The organism is Pseudanabaena sp. lw0831 (genome assembly GCF_016584665.1).
Classification (GTDB): Bacteria; Cyanobacteriota; Cyanobacteriia; order Pseudanabaenales; family Pseudanabaenaceae; genus Pseudanabaena.
On the sequence record NZ_BBJB01000012.1, the window covers coordinates 37,020 to 53,592 of the forward strand.

Consider the following 16,573-nt stretch of genomic DNA (forward strand, 5'->3'; position numbering starts at 1 on the left):
ACGCATCCTACAAAACTTAAGCCTTCCTACTTATAATTGATGATAGTTGTTGAAGTTGAAATCTATGACACTAACAATTGCAGTTGAATCTGCACCCTTAGAGACTGATTTTGATGGTATTGTCCGAGTTGGCAAAACTCGCGTAACCCTAGATACGGTTGTTACAGCTTTTCTTGAAGGTGCAACAGTAGAGGAAATAGGGGCGCAGTACACATCGCTTGAACTTTCTGATATTTATTCAGCTATTGGCTATTACTTGAAACATAAAGTTGAGGTTGATGCATATCTTTTGGAACGCCAACTAAAATCTGCATTGATTCGTCAGCAAGTGGAGCAACGTTTTAATCCAGTGGGGATACGTGAGCGGTTATTGGCTAGACGAGATGGGCGTGGGTAATTAAGCATGACCCGATTTCTTGCTGATGAGAATTTTAATAATCACATTGTGCGTGGTATTTTACAGCAAAGTCGTGATGTCGATATTTTGCGCGTTCAAGATGTTGGCTTGTCAGGAAAAGATGACCCGACTGTTTTAGAATGGGCTGCACAGCATGGGCGAGTGGTATTAACTCATGATGTTGCAACGATGATCACCTTTGCTTACAAACGAATTGAAGCAGAGTTGACTATGACTGGATTGTTTGAAGTGAGTCGTCGAGTTGCAGTAGGTTTAGCGATCGAGGAAATTATACTGATTGCTGAGTGTAGTCTTGAGGGGGAGTGGGAAGGGCAAGTAAGGTTTCTTCCTCTACGATAATTTAAGTGTTAATTATAGTATTAGACTAAAAATTATGCTAAAATTCCCTGTCTATGGGATTCTAGAAATTCGCGAATCCGTTTGATTTGAAACTCACGGGCATAGTCTAGTACTTGATTTGCAAAGGGGCTAAACGTGGAATCAGTTTCTTGTAGAAGTACGACTTCATCTTGAATCGCGATAATATCCCCCATCTTTGCAAGTTGTAGCAATCTCTCGACCGTAAAGCTTGGTGGCGCAATCATAGGTTGTGCGATCGCATCTATCTTGACATTGCTAATACTTATGTCAGTATCATCGTAGATATTACTATCATCGTATTCCCATTCCAAATTGAGTAGCGATCGCATTGTATAAAACAAGGTGTCAGGAGCAATTGGCTTAGCGATAAAATCATTACATCCAACAGCGATGCTCAGACTGCGATCTTGATTGAACGCACTGGCGGAAACCATGACGATCGCCGTTTTCTGAAACATCGGTAACTGACGTAACTGCTTTGTGGTTTCATGCCCATCTAGTTGTGGCATGACCATATCCAGTAAAATTAAATCTGGCTCAAAGCTTTGGGCTTGAGTGAGACAATCATATCCATCGATCGCTTCCGCAACAATAAAGCCGAGCGGTGTGAGTAAATCATTCAATACCATGCGATTTTCGGTCTTGTCATCGACAATCAAAATTTTGCGTCGATCCCCTAAGTAACCTGTAATCGTACGACTATCGATCAATATCGGTTGAATATGATTAGGAACTTCAGTTAACTCAATTTCAAACCAGAAAGTACTGCCTTCAGTTAATCTACTCTCCACATGCAGTTGTCCTCCCATCATCTCCACAATCTTTTGACAGATCGGCAAGCCCAAACCTGTACCAGAATAGCGACGAGCGCGATCACCAGCCTGCTGAAATGGTAAAAAGATATCTTCTAATTTGTCGGGATCGATGCCTACGCCCGTATCAGTGATCGCAAACCGAACTTTGTAGTTGTGGTTAGGTTCACATGGTTTAACATTGACGGTCAGAGATACACTGCCGCGATCTGTAAACTTCACAGCATTCCCAAACAAATTAATCAGCACTTGGCGCAGACGTTTTTCATCACCATACATAGTCGTAGGTAATGTGGTCAGAGGTTGATAGATTAACTCAACATCCTTAGCACGTACTTGCAATTGGAAAATATCTGTAATGCTCTGCAACAGCTTGGGAAGATCAAATTCACTAGGATTGAGTTCTAGCTTTTTAGCTTCAATTTTAGAAAGATCGAGAATGTCATTGAGTAAGGTCAGCAAATGTTCGCCACTACGCTGAATGATTTCTAAGCCTGCTTTATGCTTGTCGGGGTCGTAACTGCGCTTGAGGATTTGAGCATAGCCAAGGATGCCATTTAAGGGAGTGCGTAACTCATGACTCATGTTTGCAAGAAATTCACTTTTAGCGCGGTTAGCCGTATCGGCAACTTCTTTAGCTGATTGTAGTTCCTTTTCGGCTTGTTTGCGATCGGTGATATCTGTCCCTACCGACAGAATTTCGATTAACTTTCCTTGATCGTCATAAATCGGCTTGTTTGACCAAGTCACCCATACACGCCGACCATCTTTGCAGATATTCTCATTCTCATTGAGTTGATATTTTTCGGGAGCACAACATATTTCGGCAATCATGTTGCGGAGGTCTTCTCCTGATACATCTTTGGTTGAGACAACTGTATCTAATACATAGGAGCCAATGATATCTTCTACTTGATAGCCAAAAAACCTCAATCCATAATCATTCAAGAAACAAATTCGACCTTGTGTATCCCAACGGAGAATGATGCAGTTGGCTGATTCCACTAGATCTCGATATTTCTTTTCACTCTTTTTAATATTTTCTTCGATGATTTTGCGATCGCTAATATCTTTGACAGCGTAGATCGCAAAAACATTACCGCCAAACTCAATCGTTTCGGAAGAGATTAACCCCGTGAATTTTTTCCCTTCCTTAGTCACAAAGTTCGCTTCGTAGTTAAATACTCGCCCTTCAACCGCTAAAATCGCTAACATGCGATCTCGTTCTTCTAAATCAACCCACAGATTTAAATCTGAAGGAGCTGCCCCGATCGCTTCTTCACGGCTATAGCCCGTAATTTCTGTCCATTTATTATTGACATCAATATGTTTATATGTGTCATTGGACAGCAAAGCCATCCCGTCAGGACTTGAACGAAAGGCTTTAGCGAATTTTTCTTCCGATTCTCGCAGAGCCGCTTCAGTGAATTCATGTTCAAGAATTTCCTGTTGTAATGCATAGGTACGTTCATCTACTTTCTCCACCAAAAGCTGTGAATATTCCTCTAGCCGCGTATGGGATCTTTTCATCTGTCGGCTCATCTGATTAAACGAATTCGCCAAAATCGCTAATTCTTCAATCGCACAAGAATATTCCACTTTTTGATCGAGATTACCATTTGCGATCGATTGACTTGCTTGACTCAGTTGGGCGATGGGGCGACTGATGCGGCGGGCGGCGATGATTCCCAAGATGGCATTCAATCCAAGGGCGATCAGACATAGCATCCCCGTTGACATTGTATTTTCTTTAATCTGCAACATAAAGTCAGATGCAGGTACAGCAACAACAACGCGCCAATTTAAGCCACTTAACCCAGAGTCATTTTTCAATTCTCCAACTTGGAGAAAGTATTGCTCCCCCTCAAAATTGATTCTTGACTGCTGAATTTCATTGTTATTCTCTACAGGCTGAGATTTCAGCCATTCAGCCACGGTGCGAGTTAATTTGTCCTGACTTTGGGTTGCGAAAATTCGCTCTGATTTATTCCCCTGAGCAGAGATTTCTACATCTGAGTTAGAAGTGGCTACTAATTTACCAGAAGGTTCAACAATGAATGTTTTTCCATGTTCGCTAACTTTTGTGTTCTGCAAAAACTGATTGATGTCACCCAAAAGCATTGATATGCCTAGAACCCCTTGGAGATCACCATTCTCTTTATAAATAGGTCTAATCGCAGTGATGGCTGGCTCTTCGGTCATTGAATCTGTATATACTTCAGTCCAAATACTTTGTCTGGTCTCAACTACAGTTTTATACCAAGGGCGATCGCTTAAATTAAAGCTATTTTTTGCCATCAATAATGTTTGAGGTCGCCCAAAATTATCGGTCATAAAAGTCGAGTTGGAATTTTCGATCGCAAATCGATCTTTGATTCGTCTTACTCCACAGTATTTGCCAGAAGTAGTAGCAACATAAATATTACTGATACGGGGGAAGTTTTGCAGTTGTTTCCAAAAGTGAGCTTGAACCCTTATTTCATCATTTGGCTCTATTTGCCCTAATTCAATGCTATTGGCATTAAGTTGATTAAGAGTATAGGGAAGCTCTAAATAGGAATGTAGACGATCTTGAACTTGTTCGGTAACTTTGCGATGGAACTGATTAGCGAGCAAAAGAATTGCATGATGTCCATTCCGAAAGGATAACCACCCGATCAAGCCAACGATGCCAAAGGTGTTTAACAAAAACGGTACAGTAATCAATAAGCTTAGAGGTATTCTAAAGCCTTTGCTTTTACAACGATTTGTTGGCGTAGGAATGAATCCTGTTGATACAGTGTCTACGTTAGTGGCAGGATGATTGATCGGTGGTGTGGTCATGGGCTTTTTGTTCTGTTGCATTCATAAGCTTTAATCAAAACCAAGTCTTCTCAACGCAATTTTACGATTTTGCCAAACCTGTGTTTCTTGTGGTGATATCTGGATTGCTTGATCGTAGGCGGCGATCGCTTCTTCGAGCATTCCTAGTCCGCTGAGGGCATTGCCACGACTATACCAAGCAAAATGATCGTCAGGATTGATTTCTAAGGCTCGATCGTGACTAGCGATCGCATCTTCATAAAGTTCTAGTTTGCTCAGGGCAAGACCACGATTGTTCCATGCGTAATAGTCATCGGGGCGTAGTTCTATAGCTTGATCGTAACTGGCGATCGCTTCGGTATAATTTCCCCATTGCTCAAGAGCTTTGGCGCGGCTATACCAAATTTGATGATCGAGAGGCTTGTACTCTAAGGCGCGATCGTAACTTGCTACGGCTTCTGCATATTTTCCGAGGCTTTCGAGGGCATAGGCGCGACTAAACCAACCCTGTACATAGTCAGGTCTAATGGCTAGTGCTTTTTCACAATGATCGATCGCTTCTTCATATTTGCCGAGCACACCACAAACTAAGCCTTTGCCACCGTAGGAATAATAATAATCAGGTTTGTGTTTGAGGGCGAGATTGTAGCTATTGATCGCTTCTTCGTAGCGTCCTAACATGCTCAATGAAGTGCCAAGATTGTGCCAAGCCGCATAAAAATCTTCTTTATAGGCGATCGCTTGACGATAATTTTGCACAGCCTCTTCATGATGACTGGATAGGTCTAAAGCCACGGCGCGGTTATACAAAGCCAAATGATTGTCGGCACGAATTTGCAAAGCAAGATCGCAATTGGCGATCGCCTCTTGGCAACGATTGCCAGCTACTAATAATCCCCCTTGCTCTAGCAATAGCTCAACGCGGCGCTCAGAAATTAAGGGCTGAGCGGCGATGAGTTTTTGCAGATCCTCATATTTGCGATCGCGTTCTTCTTCACTGATTTGAGCATAGGCTTCATAGCGATCGCCACTGACCCAGCGAAAAGTCTCTTGTCGCATCAACTCCATGTCAGTGGGAAACTCAAATACCTCAACGTTGTCGTTAAAAAATTCGGGATAGCTGTCAATAAAAAATTTGAGTGCAAATAATGGCAGTAAAAATACAAAACAGATCGGAAAACTCTCTTTGAGTTTAGATTGCAGCAGGATCAGGTGGGCGAGTGGACGTGGAATATGGGTCAACTTTTCGCCTAAATCACGATCAGCGAGATCGATGATCTTATTTTCTAAAAATTCTTCTATGCCTGTTATAAACAGTAGGTTTGCTTCGTGTAAATCTGCCTCGTTTACTAACATTTCATAAAAATCGACAATCGGGCGGTCTAGCCTTAATACACGAATTATTCGATTCGATGCATCAGCCTTTGTCCTTTTAATAATCTGCTCGCCTTCCGAAGGCGAACAACGCACAAACAGCATTTCAAAATCTTTCTTGGTTCTTAATAAACCCAATAGGTGCTGATATTCTGTCTCTGGATTTTTTAGAGCGTCTTTATCCCAAACGTTTCCAGTGTGTTGCATGGTTCTCCCATATTGACTGAATACTCAAACCAATCATACCAAAATTGTAAAATTCTGTTCAACCCCATCAAAATTATACCAATTCTCAAAATGGCGTTATTTTCATCTCACATAAGACGTAATGACAAACATCGTGCCGCAAGCACTCGATAACAACCAAGGAGGATGGGAAAAGTTAGAAAGCTGAAAGCTCGTAAGTTGGCTAACCAAGGCAAAGAACTCTATTATAGTTGCAGGTGGCTTTGGCACTGGTGGCGAAGGCAGCAATATTGCTGTTTCTCAGTTGAGGGCAAAATCACTGTACCTGAAACCATGTGGAAAGTAATCTTCTTTCTTGACGACCCCACAAAAGGTTTAGCAGGTGTAACCGCTAGCACTCGCACGATCGCTGTGCTTATGCCGAACAAGTAAGGACGCAACAATAAGTGGCAAGATTTTTGCTTGTCGGTTGATGATGTTGAAAAATTAACAGGCGATGACTTTTTTCCAATGTGCCGCCTGATATTCAAGAGCTGATAGAGTCAAAGAAAGGTTGTTAGGTTTCAATAACTTTAATTTTTAATCCAACAAGGTCTTGTCCGATCTCGCCAACAATAAAAACGTCGATCTCGACTTTGCCAAGGGGAAATACTTGGGCATTTTCTAAGGTAGCGATCGCAGTTTGAAGATCACGAAAGCGTTGAGCAATTTCACGATCTTCATCTTCAAACCATTCTTCATCGGTGACAATGGGCGCAAAAAATTCTTCTAAGGCGATCTCTTCGATCGGTGTTTTCGCGGGTTTACCCGCTTGGGGCAGGATGGTTTTACGATTTAGGGTTGTCGATTTCCAAGTGAAAGGCTCTAGAGGATATTCGGACTCACTTGGAAATAGCAAACCTGTGGAGAGTTTAGTGATGAGATCGGTAATTTCTTTAACAGTCATCGGTGTAGTTAATTTCGTATGCTAGGACATACTGCGATTTTTGGATCTGGTGGTGTTACAAAGTGCGATCGCACACATGAATATCGAGATCGTTGTTTAGTATAGAAAATTATTGGAAGAATCTGCTGCGCGGACTCTATAGAGGGAGCTTAATTCTTCTACTACCAAGTCATTTCATTGAAAGTGAATAGACAAAACATATCAAGTAAAAGTTAGTGTCTTTAATTTTTTGCCACTTGCAAAATGCCATTTTGGAAGGCTCTTGCTGTAAGGCTTTAAAAAATCGAGTTTCTTGGTGGCGAATAAATAATGAAACTAACAAGTAAAACGTTTATGACACATAAACAGTAGCTTCTAAACCTACGCCTCCAAAGAAAAAACTACATCTTAATTTTGTAGAGACTTTGGGTGAATTTGCAAGAATTCGTAAACTTTGCAAATACTGTCTCAATAAGCTGGAAAATGCTTTATCTTAGAGGATCGCGCTTTATCAAATGATTTGAAGCGGCGATCTTGATCTCGAATAACTGCCCAAAATAAAAACTTGTAATTGATAGAATAATCCCACCGATGACATCAGGGGTATGATGTTGCTTGATAAGAACAGTGGATAGAATAATCAGGAAAACGAAAGTCCCCATTATGATTTTTACTTTAGGAAAACTTTTTTGCCAAAGTAGAAAAGAAAGGATAGACAGAGAAACGTGGAGACTCGGAAAACAATTATAGGGCTTATCATTTGCATAGATAAACAAAACAACATTTGAAAAAAAATCTATTTCTGTAATACTGGGTCTAATGATAGTTGTTTGGTAAAAAGCATAGAATAAAAAAGATATCAGAAAACAAAATACAAAAGAAAAACCTGCATGACTAAAGTTTCTACTAAAAAACATGAAATACAATAAAGTTACAAAAAGAAACGGAATATAAAGAATATAGAAGATACTAAAAAATGGGATGAAAGGAATCCAGCTATCAATAGATAATTTGAGTATATGAATTACTTGATTTCCTTGATTTAAGACAGGGTACAAAAAAAAGCAAGTATTAATACAGAGGAAATAAAAAAATCTTCTAGCTACATTTAAATTCATATCTAAAATTTGTTGGAGACAATGACAAAAATAACTACAATCAGTCTACTACAAACACTTTGATGAGAAATGAAGCAATCAAATAATTTTCTAACTGTAATTTTTTTGTTTAGCTTAATTGCTGTATTACTAATTTCAACAATTAATACTGAACGATACTACAGCATTCCATATAAAAGTGATATGACTGAAGGACCGAAATGGGAGGAAGTAAAAAACAGATCTGAGCAGAACATATACAAACATATACGATATATCTATGTTTATGCTTCAACCTCAACTGGTCTACCATATGAATGTTGTGCCGATGCAAAAGAGTTAGACGAAATAGCACAAACTCATATAAGAGAAGAGAAACGAAGTCATTATGGACAGAGGAAATGGTATTGGAAGTCTTTACCTGTTAGCAAAAATGAATATGTAATATTAATCTGGTATGATCTTAAGCAAAAAAATTATGACTGGATTGCTGTTAAGGATACTCCTGCTTTTTGGTACACGATCAGAAAAGATGGAAAGAAAAATCTGGTGATAGATGGACAACAATTAGTTTGTTCATGGTACTCCAACAAAAAATATATAGAGATAAGGGTGAAAAATCCTCTGAATATAAAAGGAACGACTCCATTAGATTTTTGGTATAGTTTTGCGGATGATGACATCAAATTCACCAATAAGCAAATAGGCTCAGTCTCATGGATATCCGATTTCATTGACAATACTTGTCATGCTGAAGCAGGTCATGAATTTGAAGAAAGGTTAACAAAATGATCGTCCTAACCTATGTGATCAAATATGTTCAAGTATAAAGATTTTTCTAATCAAAATATTCAAGGGCGTTCCTTCAAAGGCGAAAATCTCTTTCATGCGAATTTTAGTAATGCCAATGTTCGAGGTGCGAATTTTAGTAATGCCGATATTCGAGGTACGAATTTTAGTAATGCAAATCTAACTGATACAAAATTCATAAGTTCTAAGGCTGGTTTACAACAGAAATGGATTGTTGTCTTAACAGTCGTTGCGTTATTTTTGTCATCATTATCAGGATTCTGTTCAGCAGTTGCGGGCGCTTGGACTGGGTTCTTACTTACTTCCATTTCTAACAACCTAGTCGCAGTATTAATTATAATAACAAGCTTTTTAACTTTCATTGCAATTATTTTAGATCATGGGATTTTAGCAGTTCCCAAAGCTTTGGGAACTGCTGGAGTAATTGTTGGGATTCTTGCTTTAGTTGGGGCAATTACTGGTAACATCTCACTGTCTGTATCTGTAATGGCAGGCTTGTCTGGAGTTATCGTCGGAACCTTGGGTGGGATTGCCACAATGGTTTTGACTCTAGTCGTGATTACGAGCAATGCAATTTTTGTTGCTTGGGCTGGGGCTGTTGCTGGGGGGGTGATTTTAGCTTTAGCTGTAAGTATATCTGTTACAGCATCCGTAATTGGTTCTTTTTCAGTTGATTTCTTAGTCGGAACGGGAGGTTTTGGTATAGCCTTAATTACGGGAGTAATGAGTGCTTATATAGGTCAGCAAGCCATAGATGGCAATGAGAAATATGCTTTTATTCTTGAAATAGCTGTTGACTTTGCGACTATAGGTGGAACTAGGTTTTGTGGGGCTAACTTGACTGATGCAGACTTCACTAAGGCTATGCTCAAAAGTATTGACTTTAGGCAAGCTAACTTGACCCGTATCCGCCTATACGATTCCTTAATGCTAGATCGCGTTAGATCGGAAACGACATACCTAAAAAATGCACAAGTTAGACAATTGCTTACTACAAGACAGGGGCAGGGATTGAACTTTGATCATCAAGATCTTCGGGGGATCAACTTGCAAGAAGCTAACCTGTCAGATGCTAGCTTCATTGGTGCTGACCTCAGTTACGCTGATCTCCGAAATGCCATTTTAGTAAGATCTAAGCTTATACAAACTCAACTAGATGGTTGTAATTTGACTCAAGCGAACTTGACAGGGGCATTTATTCAGGATTGGGGAATTACCGCCAAAACTGAGTTTGAGAACGTTCAATGTGAATATGTTTTCATGCGCTTACCGACAAAAGAAAATCCCAACCCTTTAAGGAAACCAGATAATCTGAGAGAAACTTTTGCTGATGGAGAATTCTCTGATTTTGTCAAGCCTTTTATCGATACACTGGATTTATACCACAGACAAGATTTTGACCCTCGTGCAATTTCAATTGCCCTCAAGAATCTATCAGCCAACCATCCAGATGAGGAGCTGAAGTTTGTAGCAATTGAGCGGCGTGGGGATAATGGGTTGAATTTAAGGTACATAACTGCACAGAGTGCAAACAAATCTGAGTTAAGTAATGAATACTTTACCGATTACGATCGAATTAGGAGAGAATTACCAATGTCCTTTCAGATGAAGCTAGCTGAGAAGGATGCTGAAATTCGCTCCATGCAGGGTATGATAGAAAAATTTATCCAGACTGGAATACATAATACAACAGTTAGAGCGGACATCATTCACGTTATTCAAGCAGGAGCGATCATGACAGAGAATAAGGGCATCAATATTAATGCAAGTGGTAACATTGGTGATATCAGTGGCTTAGTAGGTGGGGATGTGAGTGGGGTTGTTAACCTTGGCTCTATTAATGGAAATGTAACTAATGCGATTAATCAGTTGCCAGATACTACTAAATCAGATGAACCTAGTCTTAAAGAACTTTTGACTCAACTACAACAAGCTATTCAAAACGATAAGGAACTGCCTGACCCAGACAAAGCTGATTTGCTAGAGCAAGTTCAAGCCCTAGCTGAGGCAAAACATGTTGAGGAACCTACAAAAAAAGAAGGATTAACACGAAAGGCAATGAAAATGTTCAGTGCAACTCTAAAAAGCCTTCCTGACACTGCAAAGATAGTAGATTCGTGTAGTAAGCTACTACCATTGGTATTGAAGGCTTTAGGTTTTGCTAGTTAACATTTTATTTATATTCTATAAACAGAATTCCGCGATCGCCTATCTTTACAAGTGGATTGGTTATCGTGACAAATCATAAAACCAATACTCAAAATGCCTGACTGCGATCAATGCCTTAATGTCCATTACGCCTAATGTGATTCTGATTGATCACTATCGGTTACAAAATGCAATCGCTAGAATTAGTTATTGTATTCTGCTGAAACCAAACAAACAAAAGCTTTGCTCAGCAAAGCTTTTGTTTGTTATTACTGTAAACCGATCGCTGATTACTTAGTTGCAGCAGCTTTTTTGGTAGTTGTCGCCTTTTTAGTTGTTTTTGCGGCGGTTTTGGTTGTTGCGGCTTTAGTTGCTGTGGATTTTTTCGTGGTGGTTTTCTTGGTGTCACTAGAAGTTGACTTAGTGCGCTTACTAGTACTTTTGCCAGACTTACTTGCCAACATCGACAGAGCCTCCTCTAAGGTCAGCCCTTCGACGGTCTGCTCCTTAGTTAGCGACACATTTACCTTGCCATGCTTCACGTATGCGCCATACTTACCATCGAGAATCTCGATCGCATCATCATCATCGGGATGTTTGCCGAGGGATTTCAAAACCTTGGCAGCGGAGGCTCCACGTAGAGTTTTGGGTTGGGCGAGCAATTCTAAACCACGTTCAAAGGTGATCGTGTAGGGATCATCAGTGGACTTTAGCGATCTATTGTCGTCCTTGTCTCCGTTGCCTTTGGTATGGCAAACATAGGGGCCAAATCTACCCGTATTTACAAACACGCGATTACCAGTATCGGGATGAGCGCCCAAAGTGCGCGGCAAAGCTAGTAACTTGACCGCAATATCGACGGTGACATTTTCTGGCTGCATTCCCTTTGGCAATGAAGCGCGTTTAGGTTTGGGAACAGCATCCGTGGCTTGACCTAACTGCACATAGGGGCCATATTGACCCATCATCATGAAGATTGGCTCATTCAGTTCTGGATGGATACCAACTTGATCTGGCCCTTCGAGCTTCTGTTTGAGCAGAAGTTCAATCTTTTCGGGAACTAGATCGGAAGGAGTCAGGTTTTGAGGAATGGAAGAATTAACCGTGCGATCGCCTTCTCCAACTTGGATATATGCGCCGAACTTACCGATTTTAACCTTGACATCATCATCTAAACCTTCTAGCCGCACAGTTCTTGCTGATTCTCCATCGATCAGACTATCGCGAGACTTCACCTGTCCGCTCAATCCCTGCTCTCCTGAGTAGAATTTCTTGAGGTAGGGAAGCCATTCCACCGTACCCATCGAAATGTCATCAAGGGTTTGTTCCATTTTGGAAGTGAAACTAGGATCGACGAGATTGGGGAAATGCTCTTCTAATAAACTGGTGACCGCAAAAGCAGTAAAGCTAGGAATTAGGGCATTATTTACAAGCTGCACATAGCCGCGATCGCAGATTGTGCCGATAATGCTGGCATAGGTACTGGGGCGACCAATGCCTTCACTTTCGAGCATCTTCACAAGAGCCGCTTCGGTAAATCGCGCAGGCGGTTGAGTTTCATGTCCGACCGTATTTAATTCACGGCAGACTGGATGATCCCCAACTTTGAGCGGAGGCAACATTACCTCTTTTTCTTCAAGCGCTGCATCGGGATCATCGGAGCCTTCAACATAGGCGCGGAAAAATCCTGCGAAATCAATACGCTTGCCCGATGCACGGAATAAAGCATCCTCAACGGTCAATTGCACGCTAAGCATCGTCAGTCGAGCATCCTCCATCTGTGAGGCAACGGTACGCTTCCAAATCAGGTCATAGAGTGCTAACTCACGTCCTGACAGCCCTGTGGCTTGAGGAGTGCGGAAAGTCTCACCTGCGGGACGGATTGCCTCGTGGGCTTCCTGTGCGCCCTTGGATTTGGTCACATATTGGCGTGGCTCTTTGCTGAGGAAGTTATTGCCATACATACTTGTCACGCATTGACGCGCCGCCGTGATCGCCTGTTGCGACAGATGCACCGAGTCAGTCCGCATATAGGTAATAAAGCCCTGCTCGTACAAAGCTTGCGCCACACGCATCGAATCCCGTGCCGACAAGCGCAGTTTGCGGTTAGCTTCTTGTTGCAATGTCGAGGTGGTGAAAGGTGGGGATGGTTTGCGGATGGTGGGGCGTTCATCAAGATTGCTCACAGACCAGACTTTGCCATTTAGTTTTTGTTGCAGTGCGATCGCTGCTGTTTCATCCAACAATAAAACTTTGCGTCCTTTGGCAATTTTGCCCGTCGCCTCATCAAAATCTTTGCCAGTGGCAACATTCACGCCGCCAACTGAGACTAGCTGCACAGGAAATTCTTGTTTTGGCGCAAACAAATTTGCTTTCAAGTCCCAATAACTACCAGATTTAAAAGCACGGCGTTCACGTTCACGGTTGACGATTACGCGCACGGCTACGGACTGGACTCGTCCAGCTGACAAGCCCCATGCAATTTTTTTCCAAAGCAGAGGCGAAAGCGTGTAACCCACAAGGCGATCAAGTATGCGGCGGGTTTCTTGGGCATGGACTAGGCGATCGTCGATTTGGCGGCAATCTTTTAGCGCCGCTTTGATCGCCTCAGAGGTGATCTCATGGAATACCATGCGTTTGATCGGCACTTTTGGCTGCAAGATTTGCAACAAATGCCAAGAAATACTCTCGCCTTCACGGTCTTCGTCAGTCGCTAGTATCAGTTCCTTAACACCTTTTAGCGCTGACTTCAGTTCCCGGACGATCTTTTTCTTGTCGTCTGGTACGATGTACAGTGGCTCAAAGTCAGCATCAACATTTACGCCGAGCTTCGCCCATTCCGTACCCTTTAGTTCGGCAGGAATATCACTAGCTGATTGTGGCAAATCGCGCACATGCCCCATTGATGCCTCTACTCGATATCCAGCAGGCAAAAAATTCCGAATGGTGCGTGCCTTAGTGGGCGATTCGACAATGACAAGAGTAGACATATTAGCCTGCAAGGTTCGCGGTAATCAAAAGAAACTGGAAGATTAATAAGCGCAAAATCAAGGGCTTATTAAATACCTTCTTAACCTATATACAATGTTTATGCAGAAAATTACTATTTTTTAGTAGGACGGTAACTACACTAACAAGTTTCCCGAAACTACTAGTTGCAAATTTAGCTATTTAGTGCATTGGACTCAATTAATGCATGTAAAGCCAGATCACGCAAGATCAAAAGAGTTTAAGGTGGCGCTTCGCGCCGCCTTAAACTCTTTTCCAGCATACTTACAAGTTGCCACGATATTTTGAGAAGTTAGCAATGCTCTCTAGGGAGTGATTTCCTGGATAGAGTTTGCCGTTGATCTCCCATGTGGGATAAGCTCGCACTTTCTTGTCGCGGCAAAGTTGGGTTTGAGGATTGACACCGCGCTGATCGCATTCAACCACTTCTAACTGTTTTACAGCCTCCTTCCCAAAGCGCTGTTTTTGGCTATGACAATGGGGACACCAATAGGCGGTGTATAGCTTTGCTCCTATTTTACGCAAATGCTTGGCTAAGGTGATCTCTTTAGCGCTTGATGTAGTCGTGACATCTGGTGCAGCGTCTTGGGCGATCGCAGTCTCAGTCATGTGCGGAAAAATTGTTAATGCTGAGAGGCTGGCAAGACTAGCGATCGCTAGCCCCAAAGAGGCTAATGTAGAAGCAGTTCGGTGAAACTTCATAAATCAGGTGAGTTCAACGTTGCTATTTTAACCATAATTCTCTCTGCGCCAAATACTCTAAAATCAGTATTTTTTCTTTACCCTGACATACAATACAAATTATAGTCATCTTACTAAAACGCGATGAACGCCATCAAATACAAAGCCATAGTAAAAAATGGCAGACTAGATATGCCGATCATCAATCTTCCTGAAGGAACTATTGTGGAAGCTATCTTGTTAATTGAGCAAGAATCACAAATAGATATTGACGAAACAGCATATTTACTCTCCACAGAAGCTAATCGCCGCAATCTAATTGAAGGCTTGGAAGAATTAAAACAACCACAGAACTATATCTACGTTGACATTGCTGCATTATGAGAAAAGTAGCATTTTTAGCTCGTGGATTCGATGAATTTAACCAATGGGCAACGCAAGACAAGAAAATTTACAGCAAAATCGTCACTCTCATCAAAGATATCCATCGCGATCCTTTCACTGGATTAGGTAAGCCCGAAGCATTAAAGCATGAGCTGTCAGGCTTGTGGTCGAGACGCATTACAGATGAACATCGCCTAGTGTATAGGGTAACAGACGAGGAGATCGCCATTATATCTTGTAAGTTTCACTATTAAACAACATAGCTATAGCCACTTATGTTAGGACAAGATAAAAGCTCAAAAGAGAGTTGCGGCGCTTTGCGCCGCAACTCTCTTTTGAGCTTTTTATCTTTATATCAAAACAATCTTCGTGAAAACTGTGAATTTGGTCTTAACTTAATCATGTCAGAACTCGAACATTTACGAATTGCGATCGTCCATGAATGGTTTGTGACCTATGCAGGATCGGAGCGCGTAGTTGAGCAAATTTTAAATTTATTTCCCCATGCCGATCTGTTTGCGATCGTGGATTTTCTCAATGATTCTCAACGGGGCTTTATTCAAAACAAAAAAGTTACAACTACTTTTATTCAAAAGCTTCCTTTCGCCAAAACGAAGTTTCGCCAATATTTGCCGCTTATGCCCTTAGCGATCGAGCAGCTAGATTTGTCAGCATATGACCTCATTATTTCTAGTTCCCATGCTGTAGCTAAAGGAGTTCTGACAGCACCGCATCAATTACATATTTCCTATGTGCATTCACCAATTCGCTATGCTTGGGATTTGCAACATCAATATTTAAAAGAGTCAAATTTAGAACGAGGTATTAAAAGCTGGATTGCGAGATGGATTTTGCATCAAATTAGGATGTGGGATACACGCACAGCCAACGGTGTTGATCTATTTATTGCTAATTCCAAATTTATTGCTCGTCGGATTCAGAAAGTCTATCGACGATCTTCAGAAGTAATCTATCCACCCGTGGATTTGCAAAATTATACACTTTGCGAACAAAAGCAGGATTTCTATCTCACCGCTTCACGGTTAGTTCCCTATAAACGGATTGATCTAATTGTGGAAGCATTTTCGCAAATGGGCGATCGCCAATTAATTGTGATTGGTGATGGCGAACAGATGGCAAAAATTCGCGCCAAATCAAGCAGTAATATCAAGTTCCTTGGGCATTTAGAGCCAGATTTATTACGTGGATACATGCAAAATGCTAAAGCCTTTGTATTTGCGTCCGAGGAGGATTTTGGGATTACGCCCGTAGAAGCTCAAGCTTGCGGTACGCCTGTAATTGCCTATGGTCGAGGTGGCGTGAGCGAATCAGTACGTGGCTTAGACTACGATCGCCCTACAGGTGTATTTTTTGCAGAACAGACGGTGATAAGTATCCGTGAAGCCGTGCTTGAGTTTGAAGAAAATAGCGATCTCATTTTACCTGCGACTTGTCACGAAAATGCGATGCGCTTCTCAACGGAGAAATTTCAAACAGAGTTTTTAGAATTTGTAGAACAGGCTTGGTGCGATCGCTCATAAAAAAGGGCGCATTGCGCCCCTTTTTA

General features: G+C 41.5%; 15 protein-coding genes. 9 read left to right on the forward strand and 6 right to left on the reverse strand.

Annotated elements, in window-relative coordinates:
* The first annotated feature begins 64 nt into the window (after window positions 1-64).
* Both APA_RS02685 and APA_RS02690 read left to right on the forward strand, forming a co-directional pair.
* On the forward strand, window positions 65-397 hold the full coding sequence (locus APA_RS02685; RefSeq protein ID WP_201320781.1) for a DUF433 domain-containing protein: 333 nt from the start codon (window positions 65-67) through the stop codon (window positions 395-397).
* 6 nt (window positions 398-403) lie between these two features.
* Window positions 404-757, forward strand: a complete 354-nt coding sequence (locus APA_RS02690; RefSeq protein WP_201320782.1) for a DUF5615 family PIN-like protein — start codon at window positions 404-406, stop codon at window positions 755-757.
* Window positions 758-789: 32 nt separating this feature from the next.
* Here APA_RS02690 and APA_RS02695 read toward each other — a convergent pair whose 3' ends face one another.
* Together APA_RS02695 and APA_RS02700 are read right to left on the reverse strand one after the other, a co-directional pair.
* Window positions 790-4,413: a PAS domain S-box protein gene (locus APA_RS02695; RefSeq protein WP_236579382.1), complete on the reverse strand. Its 3,624-nt coding sequence runs from the start codon at window positions 4,411-4,413 to the stop codon at window positions 790-792.
* Between the two features lie 30 nt (window positions 4,414-4,443).
* Window positions 4,444-5,973, reverse strand: a complete 1,530-nt coding sequence (locus tag APA_RS02700; RefSeq protein WP_201320784.1) for a tetratricopeptide repeat protein — start codon at window positions 5,971-5,973, stop codon at window positions 4,444-4,446.
* A 121-nt stretch (window positions 5,974-6,094) separates the two neighbouring features.
* Here APA_RS02700 and APA_RS25665 point away from each other — a divergent pair, with 121 nt between their 5' ends.
* Window positions 6,095-6,160: a DNA/RNA non-specific endonuclease gene (locus tag APA_RS25665; RefSeq protein WP_201320805.1), complete on the forward strand. Its 66-nt coding sequence runs from the start codon at window positions 6,095-6,097 to the stop codon at window positions 6,158-6,160.
* Window positions 6,139-6,384, forward strand: coding sequence for a hypothetical protein (locus APA_RS02710; RefSeq protein ID WP_201320785.1), 246 nt, complete (start codon window positions 6,139-6,141; stop codon window positions 6,382-6,384). The genes APA_RS25665 and APA_RS02710 overlap by 22 nt, the downstream gene beginning before the upstream one ends.
* Window positions 6,385-6,508: 124 nt before the next feature.
* On the opposite strand, the gene APA_RS02715 is transcribed toward APA_RS02710, so the two are convergent.
* Together APA_RS02715 and APA_RS25670 are read right to left on the reverse strand one after the other, a co-directional pair.
* A complete protein-coding gene (locus tag APA_RS02715) occupies window positions 6,509-6,898 on the reverse strand; it encodes a nuclease A inhibitor family protein (protein WP_201320786.1) in 390 nt (129 codons plus the stop codon).
* Between the two features lie 467 nt (window positions 6,899-7,365).
* Window positions 7,366-7,995, reverse strand: coding sequence for a phosphatase PAP2 family protein (locus tag APA_RS25670; protein ID WP_201320787.1), 630 nt, complete (start codon window positions 7,993-7,995; stop codon window positions 7,366-7,368).
* Between the two features lie 69 nt (window positions 7,996-8,064).
* Between APA_RS25670 and APA_RS02725 the strand changes: the two genes are divergently transcribed.
* Both APA_RS02725 and APA_RS02730 read left to right on the forward strand, forming a co-directional pair.
* Window positions 8,065-8,766, forward strand: coding sequence for a hypothetical protein (locus APA_RS02725; RefSeq protein ID WP_201320788.1), 702 nt, complete (start codon window positions 8,065-8,067; stop codon window positions 8,764-8,766).
* 24 nt (window positions 8,767-8,790) lie between these two features.
* Window positions 8,791-10,953, forward strand: coding sequence for a pentapeptide repeat-containing protein (locus APA_RS02730; RefSeq protein ID WP_201320789.1), 2,163 nt, complete (start codon window positions 8,791-8,793; stop codon window positions 10,951-10,953).
* A 269-nt stretch (window positions 10,954-11,222) separates the two neighbouring features.
* Here the strand turns inward: APA_RS02730 and topA are convergent, their stop codons facing one another.
* A complete protein-coding gene (gene topA / locus APA_RS02735) occupies window positions 11,223-13,922 on the reverse strand; it encodes a type I DNA topoisomerase (RefSeq protein WP_201320790.1) in 2,700 nt (899 codons plus the stop codon).
* A gap of 283 nt (window positions 13,923-14,205) precedes the next feature.
* Window positions 14,206-14,643 carry a protein disulfide isomerase family protein gene (locus APA_RS02740; protein ID WP_201320791.1) on the reverse strand — a complete coding sequence of 146 codons (438 nt, stop codon included), beginning with the start codon at window positions 14,641-14,643 and terminating at the stop codon, window positions 14,206-14,208.
* A gap of 123 nt (window positions 14,644-14,766) precedes the next feature.
* Between APA_RS02740 and APA_RS02745 the strand changes: the two genes are divergently transcribed.
* From APA_RS02745 to APA_RS02755, 3 genes are all read left to right on the forward strand, one after another.
* A complete protein-coding gene (locus tag APA_RS02745; protein WP_103667143.1) occupies window positions 14,767-15,006 on the forward strand; it encodes a hypothetical protein in 240 nt (79 codons plus the stop codon).
* Window positions 15,003-15,260, forward strand: coding sequence for a Txe/YoeB family addiction module toxin (locus APA_RS02750; RefSeq protein WP_201320792.1), 258 nt, complete (start codon window positions 15,003-15,005; stop codon window positions 15,258-15,260). The genes APA_RS02745 and APA_RS02750 overlap by 4 nt, the downstream gene beginning before the upstream one ends.
* A 147-nt stretch (window positions 15,261-15,407) precedes the next feature.
* Entirely contained in the window at window positions 15,408-16,547 is a 1,140-nt protein-coding gene (locus APA_RS02755) for a glycosyltransferase family 4 protein (protein ID WP_201320793.1), read from the forward strand.
* The last annotated feature ends 26 nt before the right edge of the window (window positions 16,548-16,573 follow it).

Excerpts from the sequence above, each read along its gene's own strand:
- APA_RS02685 (WP_201320781.1), top strand. The coding sequence starts at position 65 with ATGACACTAACAATTGCAGTTGAATCTGCACCCTTAGAGACTGATTTT.
- APA_RS02690 (WP_201320782.1), top strand. The coding sequence starts at position 404 with ATGACCCGATTTCTTGCTGATGAGAATTTTAATAATCACATTGTGCGT.
- APA_RS02695 (WP_236579382.1), bottom strand. The coding sequence starts at position 4,413 with ATGACCACACCACCGATCAATCATCCTGCCACTAACGTAGACACTGTA.
- APA_RS02700 (WP_201320784.1), bottom strand. The coding sequence starts at position 5,973 with ATGCAACACACTGGAAACGTTTGGGATAAAGACGCTCTAAAAAATCCA.
- APA_RS02710 (WP_201320785.1), top strand. The coding sequence starts at position 6,139 with ATGGGAAAAGTTAGAAAGCTGAAAGCTCGTAAGTTGGCTAACCAAGGC.
- APA_RS02715 (WP_201320786.1), bottom strand. The coding sequence starts at position 6,898 with ATGACTGTTAAAGAAATTACCGATCTCATCACTAAACTCTCCACAGGT.
- APA_RS25670 (WP_201320787.1), bottom strand. The coding sequence starts at position 7,995 with ATGAATTTAAATGTAGCTAGAAGATTTTTTTATTTCCTCTGTATTAAT.
- APA_RS02725 (WP_201320788.1), top strand. The coding sequence starts at position 8,065 with ATGAAGCAATCAAATAATTTTCTAACTGTAATTTTTTTGTTTAGCTTA.
- APA_RS02730 (WP_201320789.1), top strand. The coding sequence starts at position 8,791 with ATGTTCAAGTATAAAGATTTTTCTAATCAAAATATTCAAGGGCGTTCC.
- topA (WP_201320790.1), bottom strand. The coding sequence starts at position 13,922 with ATGTCTACTCTTGTCATTGTCGAATCGCCCACTAAGGCACGCACCATT.
- APA_RS02740 (WP_201320791.1), bottom strand. The coding sequence starts at position 14,643 with ATGAAGTTTCACCGAACTGCTTCTACATTAGCCTCTTTGGGGCTAGCG.
- APA_RS02745 (WP_103667143.1), top strand. The coding sequence starts at position 14,767 with ATGAACGCCATCAAATACAAAGCCATAGTAAAAAATGGCAGACTAGAT.
- APA_RS02750 (WP_201320792.1), top strand. The coding sequence starts at position 15,003 with ATGAGAAAAGTAGCATTTTTAGCTCGTGGATTCGATGAATTTAACCAA.
- APA_RS02755 (WP_201320793.1), top strand. The coding sequence starts at position 15,408 with ATGTCAGAACTCGAACATTTACGAATTGCGATCGTCCATGAATGGTTT.